The organism is uncultured Allobosea sp., from assembly GCF_945956895.1.
Classification (GTDB): Bacteria; Pseudomonadota; Alphaproteobacteria; order Rhizobiales; family Beijerinckiaceae; genus Allobosea.
In genome coordinates, this window is sequence record NZ_CAMFJF010000043.1 from 1 (window position 1) to 20,152 (window position 20,152).

The window sequence follows — 20,152 nt, forward strand, 5'->3', positions numbered from 1 at the left end:
GCCGCCGTCTGCATCGCAGCAACCGTCAGCTACTGGTTATGAGTCCGAACCCTAGTCCTTCCACCCCAGTCTCTGGGCCTCGGGGTTTCTTATCCAGCGAGATCCCTTATTTTTAGAGAAGGGACTTCAGTTGTCCCAGGGAGAAATCGATTCCTTGTAGGCATCCTGCTTCCCGATCGGGAGGGTCTCCCTCGGGGCTGCCTCGAGGGTGGGGCCAAGGTTCAGCCGCGCATAGTCCCGAATCTTGACCCTTCCCATCGCATCCTTCCCGAATGCGCTGCGCTTCCGGTCAGTCAACCAAGCCGGAATGCGTGGGAACACGTCATCGGCCTCCGTGTCGCTCAGGAACCCTGACGCGAACACCTCGTGCCTACGTGAGCACCATCAACAAATCGCTGGAACTCTTTCCGCCATCGTGACCCATGCCGTTCGGTGGCTGGACCGGCTTGCCGCAGATCGTGTTCGCAAGCGGCAAAGTGCGCTGCACAAGGTCAGGTCGGACATGGTTGACAAAGCGGTAGGGCGAGTCTTTTATTGGTGTGCAAACAAATTTCATCGCCCGCTGGAACGTCAAAAGGCGACATTGGGCCTTGATCGGGAGAGAGCCATGAAGTTCGTCGCTGGCCGCAAGGCCCGAAGCATGCTTGCCGTCTTGGCCGCACTTTTCATCCAGACAAACGTGAAGGCGGAGGAGATTTCCGTCACGCAATGGGGCGCCAGTCTCTACGGCGCGCCTTATGCCGTTGCAATGGAAAAGGGCCTCTTCAAGAAGGCCGGCATCGACATCACCGGCATCCTCGGCTCGGGAGGCGGCGGAACCACCGTCCGCAACATCCTGGCGAGCGACACGCCCTACGGTGAGGTCGCCGTCTCGGCGGCGCTGGCGGCGAAGGCGCAAGGGCTCGACATCATCATCGTAAACACCGGCACGCGCAGCGTCGCCGAAGCCTCGATGGTGACGATGCCGGATTCGGGCATCAAGAGCGTCGAGGATCTGGTCGGCAAGAAGATTGCGATCACTTCGCCGAAGGGCGTGTCCGAAATGCTCTTCCTGATGGTGCTGAAGGAAAAGAACATCGACGCGTCCAAGGTCCAGAGGGTCGCAGCCGGAGGCTATGTGCCGGGGCTCACGATGATGGAACAGGGCGGCGTCGTCGCTTCCGTGCTGATCGAGCCGCTATCGATCATCCGCAAGGACAAGTATCGTCCCGTCTACAAGGCCGGTGAGGTGCTTAAGCCCATGACGACATCCGTCGGCATCACGACGAGCAAATTCGCCAAGGAACACCCCGACAAGCTCAAGGCGATCATCGCTGGCCGGCGCGCCGGCGTCCAGGCGATCTACAAGGACCCCGCCGAAACGGCTAAGATCATCGAGCCTCTCTACAAGCTCGATTCGCCGATCGCGAAAGAGGCGGTCGACAACATGATCGGGCCGCAGATGTGGAGCGAAGGCGAATTCAATGTCGCCGAGCTCAATCGCATGGTGGAGGGGCTCAAGCTCATCGGCGAGGTCAAGGCCGATGTCGACTGGTCGACCCTGCTCGACAAGTCCTACCTGCCGGCTGATCTGCAGGCGAAGCAATGAGCGTGGCCGCTGCGAAGGTGAGCGTCGTGTCTCCGACGGTGTCCGACAGCCCTGCCGCCGTCCACGCCCGCCTTCGCGGCGTCACCCGGGTCTTCCGGCTTCCGAAGGGCGAGCTCCATGCGCTCGGGCCGGTGGATTTGGATCTCGGCAGGGGGGAGTTCTTCTCCGTGGTCGGTCCGTCCGGTTGCGGCAAGTCGACCCTGCTCGACATCCTCGCGGGGTTGAGCCGCCCGCAGGCCGGCACGGCCGAGTTCGAGGGGCGCTCGATCCAGGACGTCCCGGATGGCGTAGGCGTCGTCTTCCAGGAGGACGCCTCCTTTCCATGGCTCAGCGTCCGCGACAACGTCGCCTTCGGCCTGCGCCGCGCCGGCGTCGATCCGGCTGAAATCGAGCGGCGGGTCGACTACGCGATCGGCTTCATGGGGCTCAAGGATTTCGCATCCTCCTATCCCGTGCAGCTGTCGGGCGGCATGCGCCAACGGGTCTGCATCGCCAGGACCCTGGTGATGCAGCCCAGGCTCATCCTTCTCGACGAGCCCTTCGGCGCCCTCGACCAGCAGACGCGGTTGCTGATGGGCGACGAGCTTCTGCGGCTCTGGCGGGAGACCGGCGCGACCGTGCTGCTGATCACCCACGCTCTCGACGAGGCGGCGATGCTGTCGGACCGCGTCGGCGTGATGTCGACCCGCCCGGGCACCTTCATCGACTTCGTCGAGACGGGCTGGGAGCGGAACCGCGACAGCCGGGTCGTCTCGACCCCGCATTTCGGCGACATCACCGCGCGCCTCTGGGAGAAGCTGCGCGTCGAGGCCCTGAAGATCATGTCCTCCGGGAAGGCCTGAGTGATGTCGGAGAGTTGGCTGCGCATTCTCGTGGTGGCCCTGCTGATCGGGCTGGTCGAACTCATGAGTCGCACCGGCGTCATCCCGCTCCAGGTGATGATTCCGCCTTCACAGATGGTCGTCGAGCTCGGCTGGATCCTCGCTTCGGGCGAGTTCGCCAACGACATCGTGCTGAGCTTCACCAACGTCGCGATCGCGGCGCTGCTCTCGGTCCTGATCGGCTTCGTCGCCGGGCTGGTCATCCATTCGCTGCCCAGCTTGCGGGATGCGCTCGAGCCGCTGCTGGCGAGCTACTATGCCATCCCGACCTTCGTGTTCTATCCGATCTTCATCACCCTGTTCGGGGTCGGCTCGGCCTCGATCATCGCCATCGCTATCCTGCTGGCCGTCGTCTCGATGATCACCGCGACGCTGAACGGGGTCGATCGCATTCCTCGCGTCCTGCGCAAGACGGCGCAGGTCTACCGGATGCCCCGCCTCAAGACGGCGCTCCTGATCGAACTGCCGGCCGCGGCGCCCTATCTGTTCACGGGCGTCAAGCTCTCCGTCGCCTATGCCTTCATCGGCGTGATCGCCTCCGAGTTCATCCTGTCCGGCGCGGGTATCGGCTATGCGATCGCCTATGCCTACAACAACTTCGAGAACCGGCACATGTACGCGCTGATGCTGCTGATCCTCGTGACGGTCACCATCGTCAACACGGCGCTCAATCACATCGACAGGCGCCTTCAGGCGCGCAGGCAGCGGTGAGGCCATGCCGAAATTCGTCGGAACAGCTCTCGTCCTCATCTCCTGCGTCCTGCTCTGGCAGGCGCTCCATCTGCTGGTCGGCGAATCCTCCCTGGCCTCTCCGCTGCGAACCTGTGCCAAGCTCGCCGCGTTGGTCGTCACTGGCGAGTTCTGGGCGAATGTCGCCGAGACCATGCGGGCCTTCGTCTCGGCCTTCGCGATCTCGCTGACCGGCGGCATTCTCCTCGGCATCGTGCTGGGTGCGCGCCGGCTGGCCGGCAACGTCGCCGAGCCCATCCTGGTCACGCTCTATTCGATCCCGAAGGTGGTGCTCTATCCGCTCGTGCTGCTTTGCTTCGGCCTCGGCATCTCCGCCAAGATCGCCTTCGGCGTGATGCACGGGCTGATCCCGATCACCCTGTTCTCGATGAACGCGATCCGGCAGATGAAGCCGGTCTACGGCCGGACGGCCCAGGTGCTGCGGCTCTCGCCCACGCAATCGGCGTTCACCGTCATCCTGCCGGCCATCCTGCCGGAGGTGATCTCGGGCGTGCGCCTCGGCTTTTCGCTGACGCTTCTCGGTGTGCTGATCGGCGAGATGTTCGCCTCGCAGCGCGGCCTCGGCTTCATGCTCATGAGCGCCATCAATATCGGCCAGATCGACACCATCATGGCCGTCGCGCTGCTGCTGACGGTCGTCGCCGTGACCTGCAACAGCCTGCTGCTCCTGCTCAATCAGAGAATGGGTTATCGCTGAGCCGGCGCGCGAGGGCGTCTCGGCAGGGCTTGGTCCTTGGCTAACGAATTCCCCGGTGCTGCCGTCTGCCCGTCCCAGCAGCCCGCAGACGCGTGGGCCGATATGGGGCAGCCGTGTGCCGCCGAGGCCGTTTGGGACGGATCGGCGAGGGGTTTGTCTTTGGCTCGCGAATTATCAGTTAAGTAACTGATTTTATTGTATAAGTCTGAACCGCCCCGGGTTTGTCGGAGGCCCCAACTCCTGAGAGGATGGGGCTATGATGAGCAAGACGACGAACAAGTTCTCGCCTGAGGTGCGCGCCCGCGCGGTGCGGATGGTGCTGGATCACGAGGCCGAGCATCCGTCGCGCTGGGCGGCGATCATGTCGATTTCGGGCAAGATCGGCTGCACGGCGCAGACGCTGAACGAGTGGGTCAAGAAGGCCGAGATCGACAGTGGCCGCAAGCCCGGGCTGACGACGGACATGGCGGCCAAGCTCAAGGCTCTCGAACGCGAGAACCGGGAGCTTCGGCAGGCCAACGAGATCCTGCGCAAAGCGTCAGCGTATTTTGCCCAGGCGGAGCTCGACCGCCGACACCGGTCATGATGGCCTTCATTGACGACCACCGCGGGGCCTATGGGGTCGAGCCGATCTGCAAGGTGCTGCCGATCGCCCCGTCAACCTACCGTGAGCATGTCGCCAGGCGGACCGATCCGGGGAAGCTGTCGGCTCGGGCGAAGCGGGACCTGGAGCTGAAGCCGCAGATCGAGCGCGTGTTCGGGGAGAACTTCGAAGTCTATGGCGTGCGCAAGGTCTGGCGACAGATGTTGCGCGAGGGGTTCGACGTCGCCCGCTGCACGGTCGAACGCCTGATGGCCGATCTTGGCCTGCAAGGTGTCATTCGCGGCAAGCCGATCCGCACGACCGTCCAGGACAAGGCCGCGCCGTGCCCGCTGGACCATGTCAACCGGGTGTTCCATGCGCCGGCGCCGAACCGGCTCTGGCTCTCGGACTTTACCTACGTCTCGACCTGGTCGGGCTTCGTCTATGTCGCCTTCGTGATCGACGCCTATGCTCGGCGGATCGTTGGTTGGAGAGTGTCGCGGACGGCCCATGCCAGCTTCGTGCTCGACGCGCTGGAGCAGGCCTTGCACGAGCGACGGCCCGTCCATCGTGGCGGCCTCGTGCATCATTCCGACAGGGGTTCGCAATACGTCAGCATTCGATACACCGAGCGCCTCGCCGAGGCCGGTATCGAGCCCTCGGTCGGCAGCGTCGGCGACTCTTATGACAACGCTCTCGCCGAGACGATCAACGGACTCTACAAGGCCGAGCTGATCCATCGGCGCGGACCTTGGCGAAGCTTCGAGGCAGTCGAGTTCGCCACGCTGACCTGGGTCGACTGGTTCAACAATCGCCGGCTGCTGGAGCCCATCGGCAACATCCCGCCGGCCGAAGCCGAGGAACGCTATTACGCCATGCTGGACGAGCCAGCCATCGCGGCGTGACTCAAACGAAACGGCCTCCGGCGAACCCGGGGCGGTTCAGTCAGCCAGATTGCCGCAGATTTGATCTCGCCTTTTTCATTTGTAAACGCACAATCATCTCGTTTGTATGCATACTAAAACGAGGGGAGTGCAGGCAATGAGATTCAGGATCTTCGCAGGGCTGACGTTGTCGCTCATGGGGTTGGCGGCACCGCAGTTCGCCCGGGCCGAATATGCGGTCAAGGAAGTCGGAAGCTTCTATATCGGCGGTCAGGAACAGGCGGTCTCTGGCCAGCCCATATCCGAGATCGCGACCACGCCCGGAATGCGGCCGTTCCGCTACGATCCGAACGGCGAGTTCGAAGTCGGCCAGATGTATGTGCAATATGTCAGACAGGCGCGTCCCAGATCGCCCCTGCCGTTGCTGATGTGGCATGGCGGCGGCCTGACCGGGGTGACCTGGGAGACTAAGCCGGACGGCAAGCCTGGCTGGCAGCAATACTTCCTCAATGCGGGCTACGACGTCTATGTCTCGGATTCGGTGGAGCGCGGCCGGGCGAGTTGGTCGCGGCTCTATGACGGCCCGCCGATCTTCCGGACGAAGAAGGAAGGCTGGGAGCTGTTCCGCATCGGGCCACCGGATTCCTACAGTGCCGATGCCGCGAAGCGGGCGAGCTATCCGGGCGTCCAGTTCCCGAAGGAGGATTTCGACCAGTTCACCAAGGAATTCACGCCGCGCTGGCTGACCAACGATGCCCGCTCGATCGCGGCCTATCAGCAGCTGGTGGACAAGGTCTGCCCTTGCATCGTCGTCGTCCACAGCCAGGGCGGCTTCTTCGGCTACAACGCCGCGCTGAACAATCCAGAGAAGATCAAGGCGCTCGTCCTCGTCGAGCCGTCGGGAGCGCCGGACCCGGCCAAGATCGAGGTGGCGAAGCTCAAGAGCGTGCCGATGCTGGCGATCTGGGGCGACAACATCAAGGGGCACCCGCTCTGGCAGAACTTCGCCGCGCCGAGTGCTCGCCTGCGCGAGGCGGTGCAGGTTTCCGGCGGCACCTTCGACTGGGTGAGCCTCCCGGATGCCGGCATGACCGGCAATACGCATATGATGATGATGGACAAGAACTCGGACCAGATCGCCGATCTGGTGCGCGATTGGCTGACCAAGCACGGCTTGTGAGAAGCACAGGCCCGGCGGCGGCCCGATGCCACGCCGGGCCTGATGCGCCTCAACGGGCGGCGGCAGCCACCTCCTGATCGATGAGGTAGCAATCCGAGCTTTCGGCCAGCCGCTTCGCCTCGTCGAGATCGGCCGGCGCGCCGGCATGGATCGCGAAGAGCGGCTCCCCGGCCTCGACTCGGTCGCCGACGCCGCGCTTCAGGTCGACGCCGGCCGATTTGTCGAAGGGGGCTCCGGCCCGGCGCGCGAGACCGGCGATGGCCCAGCCGTCGATCTCCCGGATGACGCCCGAGCGAGCGGCCCTGACCGTGTGGACGAGCAGGCCGGGCGCGGCGGGCGCGGCATGCCGTCCCTGCGCGTCGATAATGGCTTCGAAGGATGCCAGGGCGGCACCGCTTTCGAGTAGTGCGACGGCGCGGGCATGGCCGGCCTCGACGGAGGCGATCTGCGGATCCCAGGCCAGGATGCGGCTCGCGAAGAACAGCGCCTTCCCGACGAGGTCGGCGGGAGCCTGCGGATTCCGGCTCAGCACCCAGCGGACGTCGCGCACCTCCAGGGCCGGGCCGATGCCGCGCCCGATCGGTCTGGTGCCGTCGGTCGGATGAGCCTCGACGACGAGGCCAAGCCCGCGGCCGACGAGCTCGAACAGGCGCGCGAGATCGGTCGCCTCTTCCAGAGAGCGGAGCTTGGCACGGGGGCCGTAGGGCAGGTCGACGATGACATGGGTCGAGCCCGCGGTGAACTTCTTCGACAGGATCGAGGCGACCGACCAGCGGTTCGAGTCGATGCCGAGCGGGCGGGTGATCGCGTTCATCACGTCGTCGACGATCGAATGGTTGAGGCGGCCGTTCCAGGCGATGCAGGCGCGGGCCTGTTCGACGCAGCGGCGCAGCCGGACGGAATCGAGATCGACGTCGGCCAGCACCTCCATCGCATCGGCAGTGCCGGCAGCCGAGGTGATGGCCCGCGAGGAGGTCTTGGGCATCAGGAAACCGCCATGGGCGGCGATGATCGGCACCACGATCAGGGTGATCCGGCTGCCGGGGATGCCGCCCATCGAGTGCTTGTCGACGACGATTCCGTCCGGCCAGTTGATCCGCTGCGAAAAGCGCGTCCGGACGCGCGCGAGCGAGGTCACCTCTTCGTCGGCCAGCCTCTGTGTGGCGGCGACCAGGAAGGCAGCGACCTCCGAATCAGGATAGCGCGATTCGACGATGTCGCGGATCAGCAGATGATATTGCGCTTCCGACAGCGTGCCGCCGCGCAGCTTGTGCATGAGGGCTTCGCGGCTCTCGGGCGAAGGGGTGCGCCGGATCGCGATCTCGCTGCCTTCGGGCAAGCCGAGCTCCTCGAAGGCTTCACCCGAAAGGCCGATCTCGTTGGGAGCCAGCAAATCGGCGCGATCGACCGCCTGCACCTCCGTGCGGATGGCCGCTTCGCCGCTCGTGAGCTCGATCTTTCCCGGCCCCAGATAGTCGCGTCCATCAATGATACCGCCGATCGGAAGATAGGCGCAGTGCCGCCTCCCGGCGATCAGGGGCATCCGCTTCAGACTCAGATAATTGGCGACGCTCTCTACAGCCGCCACGAAGCGTTCGACGCCGACGGTCAGCGCGCCGTCATTGGCAACCTCGACGCGGCGGATGCCGTCCGGCGGTGGTTCGACGATGCGGGCGAGACGTTGCCGGATCGTCGCCTCGTCCTCCCGCCCGCGCCCGGCGATGCGCTGGGCCAGCACGTCCGGCGGCGCGGTCACCTCGACGACCACAAGCCGGGAGACACGGCTCGCGAGTGCGCCGATGACGGCCCGCGAGCCGTTGGCGACGATGTTCCTGCCGGCTGCCAGCTCGTCGCCCAGCGTCGCCGGCAGGCCGTAGCTCAGGCCGTGTGCCTCCCAGTCGATGAGGAATTGCCCGGCCGCGCGGCGGGCCTCGAACGCGGCCGGGGTCGCCGCCTCGTGGTCCTCGCCAGGAGAGCCGGCCGGGCGCGTGATCGTACGCCGGGCGAAGACGTAGCGGCCGGTCGCCTCCAGGCTCGGCCGGGCGCCTGCCATCAAGGCATCCTTGCCGGCCCCGCTTGGGCCGACGACGAGGAACAGCGTGCCGGAGCGCATGATTGCGGCTCAGGCCTCGTCGAGGCCGATATCCACTGCGATCGCCGCCTGTGTGATCTTGCTGGTGGAGATGTAGTCCACGCCGGTCTCGGCGATGGCACGGATGGTGTCGATCCGGATGCCGCCGGAGGCTTCCACCTTGGCGCGGCCGCCGATGATGCCGACCGCCTCGACCATGTCCTTGACCGACATGTTGTCGAGCATGATGACGTCGACATTGGCTGCGACCGCCTCGGCGACCTGCTTGAGATTGTCGCACTCGATCTCGAGCTTGGTCAGGACCGGCAGCTTCCTGCGTGCCCGCTCGACCGCCGCCGCGATGCTGCCGCAGACGGCGATGTGGTTGTCCTTGACCATCACGCCGTTGTCGAGGCCGAGCCGGTGGTTGAGGCCCCCGCCGCAGGTCACGGCATGCTTCTCCATCATGCGCAGGCCGGGCGTGGTCTTGCGGGTGTCGATCAGCCGCGCCTTGGTGCCCTCGATTGCGGCGACGTAGCGGGCCGTCTCGTTGGCGATGCCGGACAGGCGCTGGGCGATGTTGAGGGCGGTGCGCTCCGCCGTCAGCACGCTGCGGGCGGCACCCTCCACCTCGACGAGAACGGCGCCCTTCTCGACCCGGTCTCCGTCCTTGGCGCGCAGCTTGACCTTCAGCGTCGGGTCGTAGCGCTGGAAGACGCGTGCCGCCACCTCGATGCCGGCGACGATCATCGGCTCGCGGGCGTTCATGAAGAACGCACCGACTTCGTCGGGCTCGATCATCACCTGCACGGTCAGGTCGCAGGCGCCGATATCCTCGGTTAGCCAATGGTCGATCAAACGGTCGGTGGCGAAAACGTCATACATGGAAGCCCCTCGTGTTCTCGAACCAAAGAATGTTTGTGTGCTAACAATAAAACTGGCCGTGCTGCGTTGTCAATCGATCATCTCGACAGGGATTCGCTGTCTGGCGGCCTGCAGAACAGGGTTGGCGGACAGCGTCAATCGCCGAGCTTGGCAAGCTCGGCTTCGAGTTCCGGCATGATGGTGAAGAGATCGCCGACCAGGCCGTAATCGGCAACCTGGAAGATCGGCGCCTCCTCGTCCTTGTTGATCGCGACGATGACTTTCGAATCCTTCATGCCGGCGAGATGCTGGATCGCGCCGGAAATGCCGACGGCGATGTAGAGGTCGGGCGCCACGACCTTGCCGGTCTGGCCGACCTGCCAGTCGTTGGGGGCGTAGCCGGCATCGACCGCAGCGCGGGAGGCGCCCATGGCGGCCCCTAGCTTGTCGGCGACCGGCTCGATCACCTTGCCGAAATTCTCGGCCGAGGCGAGGGCGCGGCCGCCGGAGATGATGATCTTGGCCGAGGCGAGCTCCGGACGGTCGGACTTGGCGACTTCCTCGCCCTTGAAGCTCGACAGGCCGGCATCGCCGGCGCTCGCGACGCTCTCGATCGGAGCGCTGGCGGCGCCGTCTGCGGTCGCCTGGAAGGAGGCGCCGCGCACGGTGACGACCGTCTTGGCGTCGGTCGCCTGCACCGTCTGGATGGCGTTGCCGGCATAGATCGGCCGCTCGAACGTGTCGGGCGCGACGACCTTGGTCACTTCCGAGACCTGCATCACGTCGAGCAGGGCGGCGACGCGCGGCATGACGTTCTTGCCGGTGGTGGTGCCTGGCGCGACGATGGCGTCATAGGGGCCGGCGAGCGAGACGATCAGGGCCGAGAGCGGCTCGGCGAGGCGATGCTCGTAAGACGCATCCTCGGCGTGGAGCACCTTCTCGACGCCGTCGAGCCTGGCGGCGGCCTCGGCGACGGCCTTGGCGTCGTGGCCGGCCACCAGGACATGCACGGGCGCGCCTAGCTGTTTCGCAGCGGTCAGGGCCTTGCGGGTCGCCTCATTGAGGCTCTTGTTGTCGTGCTTGGCGAGAAGCAGCGTCGTCATGATCAGAGAACCCCTGCTTCGTTCTTCAGCTTCGAGACGAGTTCGGCGACGGAGCCGACCTTGATGCCGGCGGAGCGTCCGGGCGGCTCGCTCGTCTTCAGCACCTTGAGGCGCGGTGTCACGTCGACGCCGAGCGTCTCGGCCGATGTCTCGTCGAGCGGCTTCTTCTTGGCCTTCATGATGTTGGGCAGCGAGGCGTAGCGCGGCTCGTTCAGGCGCAGGTCGGTGGTGACGATCGCCGGCAGCGCGACCGAAAGCGTCTGCAGGCCGCCATCGACCTCGCGGGTGACCTCGGCCGAGCCGTCGCCGAGCACGACCTTGGAGGCGAAGGTCGCCTGCGGCCAGTCGAGCAGCGCGGCGAGCATCTGGCCGGTCTGGTTGGAATCGTCGTCGATCGCCTGCTTGCCGAGGATGACGAGCCCGGGCGCCTCCTGCTCGACCAGCTTCTTCAAGAGCTTGGCGACGCCGAGCGGCTCGACCGCGCCATCGACCTTGACCAGGATGCCGCGGTCGGCGCCCATGGCCAGGCCGGTGCGGATGGTCTCGGCCGCCTGCGCCGGGCCGATCGAGACCACCACCACCTCGCTCGCCTTGCCCGCCTCCTTCAGCCGCAGCGCCTCCTCGACGGCGATCTCGTCGAACGGGTTCATCGACATCTTCACATTGGAAAGCTCGACGCCAGACCCGTCCGCCTTCACACGGATCTTCACATTGTAATCAACTACCCGCTTAACAGGCACAAGAAGCTTCATCCGACGTCCTTTCGACCTATATGAAAAGCCGGCTCACTTTTCGACGAAGGCGCGCTCGATGACGTAGTCGCCGGCCTCGCCGTGATTGCCTTCCTGAAGACCGCGCTCCTCGAAAATGGCCTTGAGATCGACCAGCATCTGCGGTGAGCCGCAAAGCATGAAGCGGTCGCCCTGCGGATCGAAACCCGGCTGCTCGATATCGGAGAAGAGCTGGCCGGAGACGAGCAGGTCCGTGATCCTGCCGCGGTTGCGGAAGGGCTCGCGCGTCACGGTCGGATAGTAGATGAGCTGTTCGCGGATCATCTCGCCGAGGAACGCGTCCTGCGGCAACGCACTCTCGATGCGCTCGCCATAGGCGAGCTCGGCAACCTGCCGGCAGCCATGGACGAGAACGACCTTGCCGAAGCGCTCATAGGTCTCGGGGTCGCGGATCAGCGAGAGGAAGGGGGCAAGCCCCGTGCCGGTGCCGAGCAGGAAGAGGCGCTTGCCGTCCTTGAGATTGTCGAGGACGAGCGTGCCGGTCGCCTTCTTGCCGACGATGATCGGGTCGCCGACCTTGAGATTCTGCAGGCGGGAGGTGAGGGGGCCGTCCGGCACCTTGATCGAGAAGAACTCGAGGTTCTCGTCGTAGTTCGTGCTGGCGACGCTGTAGGCGCGCAGCAGCGGCTTCTCGTCGACCTTGAGACCGATCATCGTGAACTGGCCGTTCTTGAAGCGGAAGGTCGTGTCCCGCGTGGTCGTGAAGCTGAACAGCGTGTCGGTCCAGTGATGGACGCTGAGCACGCACTCCTCGTAAAAATTGCTCATCGGTTCGTCCTTCGGGAGAGGGGCTTCAGGCTTCGAGCGCTTCGGGCAGGAATTTCAGCTTGTCCGGCACACCCTTCCAGGCGTCTGCATCCGGCGGCGCGTCGCGCTTATCGGTGATGTTGGGCCATTGCGCGGCGAGGCGGCCGTTGAGGGCGATCCAGCGTGAAGCATCCTCCGCGGTCTCGGAGATGATCGCCTCGGCCGGGCATTCGGGCTCGCAGACGCCGCAATCGATGCATTCGTCCGGGTTGATGACCAGCATGGTCTCGCCCTCGTAGAAGCAGTCCACCGGGCAGACCGCCACGCAGTCTGTGTATTTGCAGCGGATGCAGGCTTCGGTCACTGCAAAAGCCATATGCGTTCCTCCTGCTTGACAGGCAGAAAAGCGAGGATCAAACTCGTTCGTATACAAACGATATGCCGACTCGAACTTATGTTGTCAATCGGTCAGGTTGACGGTTCGCGATCGTCGATAACGAGGCGGGACAGATGGCTGAAGTGCAGGCTGCGGGGACCAATCCGGACCACAAGCTGGTGATCCGCAACATCGGGCTGCTGCTCAGCGGGGACATAGCCAATCCCATCCTCGACGCCGATACGGTGGTCGCTATCGGCGGCAGGATCGCCGCCGTCGGCCGCTTCAAGGACCTCGACACCGACAAGGCCGACAGCGTCATCGACGCCAACGGCACGGTGCTGCTGCCGGGGCTGATCGACAGCCATGTCCACCCGGTCGCGGGCGACTGGACGCCGCGCCAGAATCAGCTCGGCTGGATCGACTCGACCATGCATGGCGGCGTCACCACCATGATCTCGGCCGGCGAGGTGCATACGCCCGGCCGGCCGAAGGACGTCGTGGGCCTCAAGGCGATGGCGATTTACGCGCAGCGCTGCTTCGACGCCTTCCGGCCCGGCGGCGTGAAGATCCATGCCGGTGCGCCGGTGATCGAGCCCGGCATGGTCGAGCAGGATTTCAAGGACTTGGCCGAGGCCGGGGTGAAGCTGCTCGGCGAGGTCGGCCTCGGCGGGGTCAAGGACGGCGCGACGGCAAGGCAGATGGTCGCCTGGGCGCGCAAATACGGCATCCAGTCGACGATTCACACCGGCGGCCCCTCGATTCCGGGTTCCGGCCTGATCGGCGCCGACGTCGTGCTGGAGGCCGACACCGACGTCGTCGGCCATATCAATGGCGGGCATACGGCGCTGCCGGACAAGGAAATCCGCTGCATCTGCGAGGGCTGCAAGCGCGGCCTCGAGCTCGTCCATAACGGCAACGAGCGTTCCGCACTTTATACGCTGCGCCTCGCCCGCGAGATGGGGGAGCTGGAGCGCGTCATCCTCGGCACGGACGGGCCGGCGGGCTCTGGCGTACAGCCGCTCGGCATCGCCCGCATGGTCTCGCTGCTTTCCTCGCTCGGCGAGGTTCCGGCCGAAATCGCCTTCTGTTTCGCCACCGGCAACACGGCCCGGATGCGCAGCCTCGATTGCGGGCTGGTCGAGGTCGGCCGCGCCGCCGATTTCGTCTTCATGGACAAGGCCCAGCACTCGGCCGGGACGAGCTTCCTGAACAGCATCGAGCTCGGCGACCTGCCCGGCATCGGCATGGTGGTGATCGACGGTCTCGTCCGCTCCGGGCGCAGCCGCAACACCCCGCCGGCAGAGAAAGTGCCCACCGTCCTCGGCCATTGAGGCAGGCGCGGTGTCGTATGTCCGCCTCCGGCTGCGGGGGCGATTGCGGCCGCGACCGAATTGCCCTTATCCTCATTCGCATACGAACAATCATAAGGGGCGAACGGGTGCTGTCGGGTCCGCTGGGCAGAATGTCGGGCAGGGGCGGATGAGATCGGCCGGGCGGATCTTCGAGCTGCGCGTCAACGGCGCCGACTGCAGGGTCGAGGTCGAGCCCGAGACGCCGCTGCTGTTCGTCCTGCGCAACGACCTTTCGCTCAACGGCCCGAAGTTCGGCTGCGGGCTCGGCGAATGCGGTGCCTGCACGGTTCTGGTCGACGGGGTGGCGGCGCGGGCCTGCGCCTATCCGGTGCGCCTGGCCCGGGGCCGCGAGATCGTCACGCTGGAAGGGCTGGGGACGCTCGAAGCGCCACATCCGATCCAGCAGGCCTTCATCGACGCGCAGGCGGCCCAGTGCGGCTACTGCATCAACGGCATGGTAATGACGGCCAAGGCCTTCCTCGACGCGAAGCCGCGGCCGAGCGAGAGCGAAGTCCGCGAGGCGCTGCGCTACAACCTCTGCCGCTGCGGCACCCATGTCGAGATCGTGCAGGCCGTGATGCTTGCGGCCGAACGTGGCTGGCGCCGCGATGGAGCCGCGACCGAATGAGCTTCCTCGCGCCGCCGTCCAGACGCGAGCTCCTGAAACGAGGCGGCGTTATCGCTGTCGTCTCGCCCCGCAAGGGCGCGCCGGCAGGGGCGGCACCCGAGGACGGGCTCGACATCCATGTCTGCCTGACGGCGGAGGGGCGGGTCCTAGCCTTCTGCGGCCATGTCGATCTCGGCACGGGCATCCGCACGGCGCTCGCCCAGATCGTTGCCGAGGAGCTCGATTTTCCCTTCGCCGCCGTGGAGATGGTGCTCGGCGACACCGCCCAGACGCCGGACCAGGGCGCGACCATCGCCAGCGAGACGATCCAGGTGACATCGATCCCGATGCGGATCGCCGCCGTCCAGATCCGCCGCCAGCTCGTCGCGCTCGCCGCCGCGGCCCTCGATTGCCCGGAGGAGGAGATCGCCGTCGCGGATGGTGTCGTCAGCCGGCGCGGAGAGGCGGCGTCTCCGCTCGGGCTCGGCCCTCTGCTCGGCAATCGCCGCATCATGCTGCCTCTGGCGGAAAGCGCAGCTTTCAAGCCGGTGGAGCAGCACGGCCTCGTCGGCAAGCCGGTCGCGCGGGTCGATATCCCGGCCAAGCTCACCGGCCGCTTTACGTATGTCCATGACGTGCGCGTGCCGGGCATGCTGCACGGCCGGGTCGTTCGCCCGCCCTATGCCGGCATCGATGCCGGAGAATTCGTCGGGCACAGCCTCGCGGCGGTCGACCGGACATCGATCGCCGGCATCCCGGGCATCCGCGCCGTGGTGGTCGAGGGCGATTTCGTCGGGGTCGTGGCCGAGCGCGAGGAGCATGCGGCCGCCGCGGCTGAGGCGCTGGTCGTCCGCTGGAAGGAATGGCCGGGATTGGCCACCGATCTCGGCGATGCGGGGAACGCGCTGCGCAAGCATCCCGCGACAGCCCGCAAGCTGGTCGATGAAGGCGATGTCGAGGCCGCGCTGGAGAGCCTCGAGAAGCGGCTCGACCGTACCTATGTCTGGCCCTACCAGATGCATGGCTCGATCGGCCCGTCCTGCGCCGTGGCCGATGTTCGCGCGGATGGCGTCACCGTCTGGACCGGCAGCCAGAACCCGTTCCCGCTTCAGGCCGATCTCGCACTGCTGACCGGCATGCCGGCCGAGAGCATCGAGGTCATCCGCCACGAGGCGGCGGGCTGCTATGGCCGCAACTGCGCCGATGACGTGGCGGCCGATGCCGTGCTGCTCTCGCGCGCGGTTGGCGCGCCGGTGCGCGTGCAGCTCACCCGCGAGCAGGAGCATCTCTGGGAGCCGAAGGGCGCAGCCCAGCTCGTCGACATCGCCGGCGGGCTCGGACCGGGCGGGGCGCTCGCAGCCTATGATTTCCACACGCGCTACCCGTCGAACGCCGCGCCGACGCTGGCGCTGCTGCTGACCGGGCGGATTCCGAACCGGCCCGCGACGCTGAAGATGGGCGACCGCACCGCGATCCCGTCCTACCGCTACGAGAACATGCGGATCACGGCCTACGACATGCCGCCGATCATCCGCGCGTCGTGGCTGCGCGGCGTCTCGGCGATGCCCAATGTCTTCGCCCATGAGAGCTATATCGACGAGCTCGCCCATGAGGCCGGCGTCGATCCGGTCGAGTTCCGCCTGCGCCACATCACCGACGAGCGCGCCGCCGAGCTGGTGAAGGCCACCGCCGCGCGCGCCGGCTGGGCACCGCATGTCGGCCCGCGGATGCAGGCCGATGGCGAGGGGATCCTGCACGGGCGCGGCTTCGCGCAGGCGCGCTACGTCCACGGCAATTGGCCGGGGGTGGGCGCGGCCTGGGCAGCCTGGGTCGCCGATGTCGCGGTCAACCGCGCGACCGGGGAGGTCACGGTCAGCCGCGTCGTCGTCGGGCAGGACACCGGCATGATGGTCAACCCGGCCGGCGTCCAGCACCAGATCCACGGCAACGTCCTGCAATCGACCAGCCGCGTGCTGCGCGAGGAGGTGACCTTCTCCGAGACGGCCGCCGTCGCCGCGCGCGAATGGGGCGCCTATCCGGTCCTGACCTTCCCGGAGCTGCCGGCAATCGACGTGATGCTGATGGAGCGCCAGCACGAGCCGCCGCTCGGCGCCGGCGAATCCGCCTCCGTCCCGAGCGCGGCGGCGATCGTCAACGCCGTCTACGACGCGACCGGCGTGCGCTTCCGCGAACTGCCGCTGACGCCGGAACGGGTGCTGGCGGGGCTGAACGGCAGGCCCGCTTTGGCGCCGCCTTCCGCGCCAAGACGCAGCAGCCGGCTCGCCTTCTGGAGCAGGCTCGGCGGGATGGCCGCCGCTGTCGCGACCTTCGTCGCCGTGTCGCTGCCGCTCACGCCCGAGATCGGCCCCATCGCCCGGCCTGATCCCGCAACATGGTCCGCCGCGACCATCGAGAAGGGCCGGCAGCTTGCGGCGCTCGGTGCCTGCGCGGTCTGCCATACCGGCAAGGATGGTGTGCCTTACGCTGGGGGCCTGGCGCTGGAGACGCCCTTCGGCACGATCATGACCACCAACATCACGCCCGATCCGGAGACCGGCATCGGCGGCTGGTCCTATCCCGCCTTCGAGCGGGCGATGCGCGCCGGCATCCACCGTGACGGGCGCCATCTCTATCCGGCCTTTCCCTATCCGAGCTTTGCGAAGGCGAGCGAGGCGGACCTTCAGGCGCTCTATGCCTTCCTGATGTCGCAGCCGGCAGTGTCGCGCGCCAACGAGCCGAGCAGGCTCGTCTTCCCTTTCAACTTGCGCCCGCTCATGGCCGGCTGGAACCTGCTGTTCAACCGCGGGCGGGAACTGGAGCCCGAGGCGGTGCGCTCGGCGGAATGGAACCGCGGCCGCTACCTCGTCGACGGGCTCGGCCATTGCGGCGCCTGCCATTCGCCGCGCAACGCGCTCGGCGCCGAGAAGGGCGGCAGGGCCTATCTGGCCGGCGGTGAGGCCGAGGGCTGGGAGGCACCGGCCCTGACATCCGCCTCGCGGACGCCGATACCGTGGAGCGAAGCGGAGCTCTACGCCTATCTGCGCAGCGGCCATGCCGCGCGCCACGGCACGGCGTCGGGGCCGATGGCGCCGGTGATCGAGGCGCTGAAGGGACTGCCGGACGCCGACATCCGGGCCATGGCCGTCTATCTGGCCTCGCTGAACACGGCTCTGCCGGAGCGTGAGGCGGCGGCGAAGGCCGACGTCATCCTCGAGGTGACCGCTTCCGCCGCCCATCTCGCGGCGTCACCAGCGGCCCGGCTCTATGAGGGCGCCTGCGCCGTCTGCCATGAGACGGGCCGGATTGTGCCGCTCGCCAACCAAGGGCCGGCTCTGGGCCTGAGCTCGAAGCTTCATGCCGCGACGCCGGCCAATCTCGTCAACATGCTGGTGCAGGGCGGCGGCCACGGCGCGGGCCAGATGCCGGCCTTCGGCCAGGCACTCGACGATCGCCAGATCGCGGATCTCGCCGCCTATCTGCGCGGCCGCTTCGCGCCGGGCCAGCCAGAGTGGCGCGATGTCGAGAAGGCGATCGAGAGGGCGCGGATTAGCCAGCGATAGGTCCGCCCGCGATGGCGCAGAACCGCGATCGCGGGCTCCGCGCTACCCGCGCTTGGTGGCGCCCCGGAAACGACTGCTCAGCGCAGCCCGTCCTCGCCCTTGATCTCGTCCGTCCTGAGACCGCCGACTCGCGGCAGCGGCCGCCCGGCGCTGGTCAGCACCACCGCGACCATGATCTCGTCGGCGCGCGGCGCGTCGGGAACGCGTACCTCCATGCCGTCGAAATGGCTGCGGACATAGGCCGCCGCCTTGTGGCCGAGCGGGACGTCGAGCACCACGCCCAGCGAGCCGCGCTTCTTGCTCGAGGGGATGAGCGCGGGCGCCTTGCCGAGCAACTTGCGCAGCGGCGCGCCGAGCTTCGGATGCAGGATCGCCGCAGCATGCTCCATTTCGCCGTTTTCGCCCACTGCCGCAGCCTTGCCGTAACCCTCGACCGCGTCGCCCGGCACGCCGAGCGCAGCCAGGGCATGGCGGCCGAGCAGGTCGCCAAGCTCGTCGCCGATCTCGATCAGCGGCGTCAGGTCGGCCTCGTAGCGCCCTGCGAAGGGGTTGGCGATGATGGCGACGGCGGCCGCACGCCGCACCGCCGGTTCGACCGGGCGGCCCATTTCGGAGCGGGTCTCGTCGAGGATGGTGACGAGCTTGCGGATTTTCGCGCTCATCGCAGGCCGTCCTCGCCCTTGACCTCCGAGGCCTTCAGGCCTCCGACGCGGGCATGGATGCGCGATCCCGTCGTCATCACCAGCGCCAGCAGCAATTCGTCGGCCTTGGGTGCGTCGGAGAGCCCCACTTCGAAGGCATCGAAATGGCTGCGGACGTAAGAGGCGTTGACATGCGTCACGGGGATGTCGAGCCGGGTGCCCGGACCGCCGACCTTCTTGGTCGAGGGCACGATCGCCTTGGCGTCGCCGAGGATCTCACGCATCGCGTAGCCGCCGGGCACATGCCAGAGCGCGCCGTGCTCGATCTCGCCAGCCGCACCGACGATAGCACCCTTGCCGTAGCCTTCGATCGCCTTCGGATCGCCGCCCAGCGCGTCGAGGAGCTGGCGAGCCAGCGACAGGCCAAAAGGCTTTAGATCGTCCATGAACCCTGCGATCTCGGGGACGTAGCGGCCGGCGAAAGGGTTCGCGATCACGGCGAGGATCGCGCCGCGCTTCAGCGGCGTGGCAGGGGCAGGGCCGCCCTCATGGAAGATCGTCTCGACGACGACGGCAAGCTTGCGGATGGCGATCTCAGGCATGGGCCGTTTTCCTCTGCGTCATGTTCGTGATTGTGGGCAAGGGTGCGGGTCGTTCCCTTGACGTGGATTGCGGTGGCGACGATCAGGCCGCGTTCGCGCAGCTTCTCCGCTTCGCGAAGGCCGCTTGCGATGGCTTCCCCGATCTCGCCATCCGTCAGCCGGCCGACATGGCGCGTCACCGGAATATCGCCCAGATCGCTGTCGCTCTGAAGCGTGCCCGCGGGCACGCGGAGGATCGCCGGATGGTCCGGCAGGTCGACCGCATTGGCGATCACGGTCGCCGCGGCATCTGCCATGGCCGCGGTCGGCGCCAGCACGGTCACGGCCTCGGCGATCCCGCGAGAGAAGCTGCGGCCGGGATAGCCGCTCGTGGCGACGCCGCGGATGCCGTCCGTGGCGGAGATCGTGGCCGTCCCGAACAGGTTCGGCTGCTCCGGCAGGTCGACGAGTCCGATGCGGAAAAGTTCGCCGTCGGCCAGATGCAGGGCAATGTCGCCGCCATTGTTGGCGAAGGCACGCTGCAGCGGCCCGGCCCCGGTCATGGCGCCGAGAATTTCCTCGGCGACGGAGCCCGCCACCGCTGCCATCGGCGTGATGAAGCATTCGGCCGCGAAAGGAACGACCGCCGCATGCATCCGGTGGGCGACAATGCCTTCCGGCAGCGGGCTTCCCGCCGTGACGCGGCTGCGCAGCAGCGCGAGCTCTCCGCATAGCTCTGCCAGCAGCCCGTCGAAGCGCTCGGCCGCGGCTCGATAGGCCGCCTGGACCGCTTCGGGCTCGCCCATGGCCTGGATGACGAGGTCGATAGGCCCCTGCTGCAGCAACAGCCGCTTGCCGTCCGGCAGGAAGCGTATCGAAGGCTTCTCGAACAT

The 20,152-nt window shown here is 66.8% G+C and carries 18 protein-coding genes and 1 other annotated feature; of the genes, 9 read left to right on the plus strand and 9 right to left on the minus strand.

All coding sequences use genetic code 11. From position 1 onward, the window contains the following. Positions 1–244 precede the first annotated feature (244 nt). From Q0Q02_RS17975 to Q0Q02_RS18000, 6 genes are all read left to right on the plus strand, one after another. Positions 245–1,588 carry an ABC transporter substrate-binding protein gene (locus tag Q0Q02_RS17975; RefSeq protein ID WP_293811381.1) on the plus strand — a complete coding sequence of 448 codons (1,344 nt, stop codon included), beginning with the start codon at positions 245–247 and terminating at the stop codon, positions 1,586–1,588. Beyond that, on the plus strand, positions 1,585–2,430 hold the full coding sequence (locus Q0Q02_RS17980) for an ABC transporter ATP-binding protein (RefSeq protein ID WP_293811383.1): 846 nt from the start codon (positions 1,585–1,587) through the stop codon (positions 2,428–2,430). The genes Q0Q02_RS17975 and Q0Q02_RS17980 overlap by 4 nt, the downstream gene beginning before the upstream one ends. Positions 2,431–2,433: 3 nt before the next feature. Continuing rightward, positions 2,434–3,180 (plus strand): ABC transporter permease, encoded by a 747-nt coding sequence (locus tag Q0Q02_RS17985; protein WP_293811385.1) that lies wholly within the window; start codon positions 2,434–2,436, stop codon positions 3,178–3,180. A gap of 4 nt (positions 3,181–3,184) precedes the next feature. Continuing rightward, a complete protein-coding gene (locus Q0Q02_RS17990; protein WP_293811387.1) occupies positions 3,185–3,916 on the plus strand; it encodes an ABC transporter permease in 732 nt (243 codons plus the stop codon). Between the two features lie 259 nt (positions 3,917–4,175). After that, positions 4,176–5,404, plus strand: a protein-coding gene (locus Q0Q02_RS17995) for an IS3 family transposase (RefSeq protein ID WP_293811389.1) whose coding sequence is annotated in 2 segments (ribosomal slippage) — positions 4,176–4,464 and positions 4,464–5,404 — 1,230 coding nt in all. Because the reading frame shifts where the segments join, the coding sequence is not laid out codon by codon here. Next, positions 4,457–4,573: a sequence feature (AL1L pseudoknot), on the plus strand. It overlaps the preceding gene by 117 nt. Positions 5,405–5,540: 136 nt before the next feature. After that, positions 5,541–6,563, plus strand: a complete 1,023-nt coding sequence (locus tag Q0Q02_RS18000) for an esterase (RefSeq protein ID WP_293811391.1) — start codon at positions 5,541–5,543, stop codon at positions 6,561–6,563. Between the two features lie 49 nt (positions 6,564–6,612). Here the strand turns inward: Q0Q02_RS18000 and phnN are convergent, their stop codons facing one another. The 6 genes from phnN to fdxA all read right to left on the minus strand — a co-directional run bounded on the left by phnN (position 6,613) and on the right by fdxA (position 12,515). Then, positions 6,613–8,676, minus strand: coding sequence for a phosphonate metabolism protein/1,5-bisphosphokinase (PRPP-forming) PhnN (gene phnN, locus Q0Q02_RS18005; RefSeq protein WP_293811392.1), 2,064 nt, complete (start codon positions 8,674–8,676; stop codon positions 6,613–6,615). A gap of 9 nt (positions 8,677–8,685) precedes the next feature. Next, entirely contained in the window at positions 8,686–9,519 is an 834-nt protein-coding gene (gene nadC, locus Q0Q02_RS18010; protein WP_293811394.1) for a carboxylating nicotinate-nucleotide diphosphorylase, read from the minus strand. A 134-nt stretch (positions 9,520–9,653) separates the two neighbouring features. Then, positions 9,654–10,601, minus strand: a complete 948-nt coding sequence (locus Q0Q02_RS18015; RefSeq protein ID WP_293811396.1) for an FAD-binding protein — start codon at positions 10,599–10,601, stop codon at positions 9,654–9,656. A gap of 2 nt (positions 10,602–10,603) precedes the next feature. After that, a complete protein-coding gene (locus Q0Q02_RS18020; RefSeq protein WP_293811398.1) occupies positions 10,604–11,353 on the minus strand; it encodes an electron transfer flavoprotein subunit beta/FixA family protein in 750 nt (249 codons plus the stop codon). Between the two features lie 33 nt (positions 11,354–11,386). Then, positions 11,387–12,160, minus strand: a complete 774-nt coding sequence (locus Q0Q02_RS18025; protein ID WP_293811400.1) for a ferredoxin--NADP reductase — start codon at positions 12,158–12,160, stop codon at positions 11,387–11,389. A 25-nt stretch (positions 12,161–12,185) separates the two neighbouring features. Next, positions 12,186–12,515, minus strand: coding sequence for a ferredoxin FdxA (fdxA, locus tag Q0Q02_RS18030; protein WP_293811401.1), 330 nt, complete (start codon positions 12,513–12,515; stop codon positions 12,186–12,188). 134 nt (positions 12,516–12,649) lie between these two features. On the opposite strand from fdxA, the gene Q0Q02_RS18035 reads away from it, so the two are divergent. The 3 genes from Q0Q02_RS18035 to Q0Q02_RS18045 all read left to right on the plus strand — a co-directional run bounded on the left by Q0Q02_RS18035 (position 12,650) and on the right by Q0Q02_RS18045 (position 18,037). Next, positions 12,650–13,849, plus strand: a complete 1,200-nt coding sequence (locus Q0Q02_RS18035; RefSeq protein WP_293811403.1) for an amidohydrolase family protein — start codon at positions 12,650–12,652, stop codon at positions 13,847–13,849. Positions 13,850–13,997: 148 nt separating this feature from the next. Beyond that, entirely contained in the window at positions 13,998–14,498 is a 501-nt protein-coding gene (locus Q0Q02_RS18040) for a (2Fe-2S)-binding protein (RefSeq protein WP_293811405.1), read from the plus strand. Continuing rightward, positions 14,495–18,037: a molybdopterin cofactor-binding domain-containing protein gene (locus Q0Q02_RS18045; RefSeq protein ID WP_293811407.1), complete on the plus strand. Its 3,543-nt coding sequence runs from the start codon at positions 14,495–14,497 to the stop codon at positions 18,035–18,037. The genes Q0Q02_RS18040 and Q0Q02_RS18045 overlap by 4 nt, the downstream gene beginning before the upstream one ends. Positions 18,038–18,114: 77 nt before the next feature. Here the strand turns inward: Q0Q02_RS18045 and Q0Q02_RS18050 are convergent, their stop codons facing one another. The 3 genes from Q0Q02_RS18050 to Q0Q02_RS18060 are packed head-to-tail and all read right to left on the minus strand — an operon-like array spanning position 18,115 to position 20,152. Beyond that, positions 18,115–18,699 carry an amino acid synthesis family protein gene (locus Q0Q02_RS18050; protein WP_293811409.1) on the minus strand — a complete coding sequence of 195 codons (585 nt, stop codon included), beginning with the start codon at positions 18,697–18,699 and terminating at the stop codon, positions 18,115–18,117. Beyond that, on the minus strand, positions 18,696–19,280 hold the full coding sequence (locus tag Q0Q02_RS18055; RefSeq protein WP_293811411.1) for an amino acid synthesis family protein: 585 nt from the start codon (positions 19,278–19,280) through the stop codon (positions 18,696–18,698). The genes Q0Q02_RS18050 and Q0Q02_RS18055 overlap by 4 nt, the downstream gene beginning before the upstream one ends. Continuing rightward, on the minus strand, positions 19,196–20,152 hold the full coding sequence (locus Q0Q02_RS18060; RefSeq protein ID WP_293811413.1) for a UPF0280 family protein: 957 nt from the start codon (positions 20,150–20,152) through the stop codon (positions 19,196–19,198). The genes Q0Q02_RS18055 and Q0Q02_RS18060 overlap by 85 nt, the downstream gene beginning before the upstream one ends.

What these genes read in the sequence shown, in the direction of transcription:
- Q0Q02_RS17980 (WP_293811383.1), top strand. Translation starts at nt 1,585, where the DNA reads ATGAGCGTGGCCGCTGCGAAGGTGAGCGTCGTGTCTCCGACGGTGTCC.
- Q0Q02_RS17985 (WP_293811385.1), top strand. Translation starts at nt 2,434, where the DNA reads ATGTCGGAGAGTTGGCTGCGCATTCTCGTGGTGGCCCTGCTGATCGGG.
- Q0Q02_RS17990 (WP_293811387.1), top strand. Translation starts at nt 3,185, where the DNA reads ATGCCGAAATTCGTCGGAACAGCTCTCGTCCTCATCTCCTGCGTCCTG.
- Q0Q02_RS18000 (WP_293811391.1), top strand. Translation starts at nt 5,541, where the DNA reads ATGAGATTCAGGATCTTCGCAGGGCTGACGTTGTCGCTCATGGGGTTG.
- phnN (WP_293811392.1), bottom strand. Translation starts at nt 8,676, where the DNA reads ATGCGCTCCGGCACGCTGTTCCTCGTCGTCGGCCCAAGCGGGGCCGGC.
- nadC (WP_293811394.1), bottom strand. Translation starts at nt 9,519, where the DNA reads ATGTATGACGTTTTCGCCACCGACCGTTTGATCGACCATTGGCTAACC.
- Q0Q02_RS18015 (WP_293811396.1), bottom strand. Translation starts at nt 10,601, where the DNA reads ATGACGACGCTGCTTCTCGCCAAGCACGACAACAAGAGCCTCAATGAG.
- Q0Q02_RS18020 (WP_293811398.1), bottom strand. Translation starts at nt 11,353, where the DNA reads ATGAAGCTTCTTGTGCCTGTTAAGCGGGTAGTTGATTACAATGTGAAG.
- Q0Q02_RS18025 (WP_293811400.1), bottom strand. Translation starts at nt 12,160, where the DNA reads ATGAGCAATTTTTACGAGGAGTGCGTGCTCAGCGTCCATCACTGGACC.
- fdxA (WP_293811401.1), bottom strand. Translation starts at nt 12,515, where the DNA reads ATGGCTTTTGCAGTGACCGAAGCCTGCATCCGCTGCAAATACACAGAC.
- Q0Q02_RS18035 (WP_293811403.1), top strand. Translation starts at nt 12,650, where the DNA reads ATGGCTGAAGTGCAGGCTGCGGGGACCAATCCGGACCACAAGCTGGTG.
- Q0Q02_RS18040 (WP_293811405.1), top strand. Translation starts at nt 13,998, where the DNA reads ATGAGATCGGCCGGGCGGATCTTCGAGCTGCGCGTCAACGGCGCCGAC.
- Q0Q02_RS18045 (WP_293811407.1), top strand. Translation starts at nt 14,495, where the DNA reads ATGAGCTTCCTCGCGCCGCCGTCCAGACGCGAGCTCCTGAAACGAGGC.
- Q0Q02_RS18050 (WP_293811409.1), bottom strand. Translation starts at nt 18,699, where the DNA reads ATGAGCGCGAAAATCCGCAAGCTCGTCACCATCCTCGACGAGACCCGC.
- Q0Q02_RS18055 (WP_293811411.1), bottom strand. Translation starts at nt 19,280, where the DNA reads ATGCCTGAGATCGCCATCCGCAAGCTTGCCGTCGTCGTCGAGACGATC.
- Q0Q02_RS18060 (WP_293811413.1), bottom strand. Translation starts at nt 20,152, where the DNA reads ATGTTCGAGAAGCCTTCGATACGCTTCCTGCCGGACGGCAAGCGGCTG.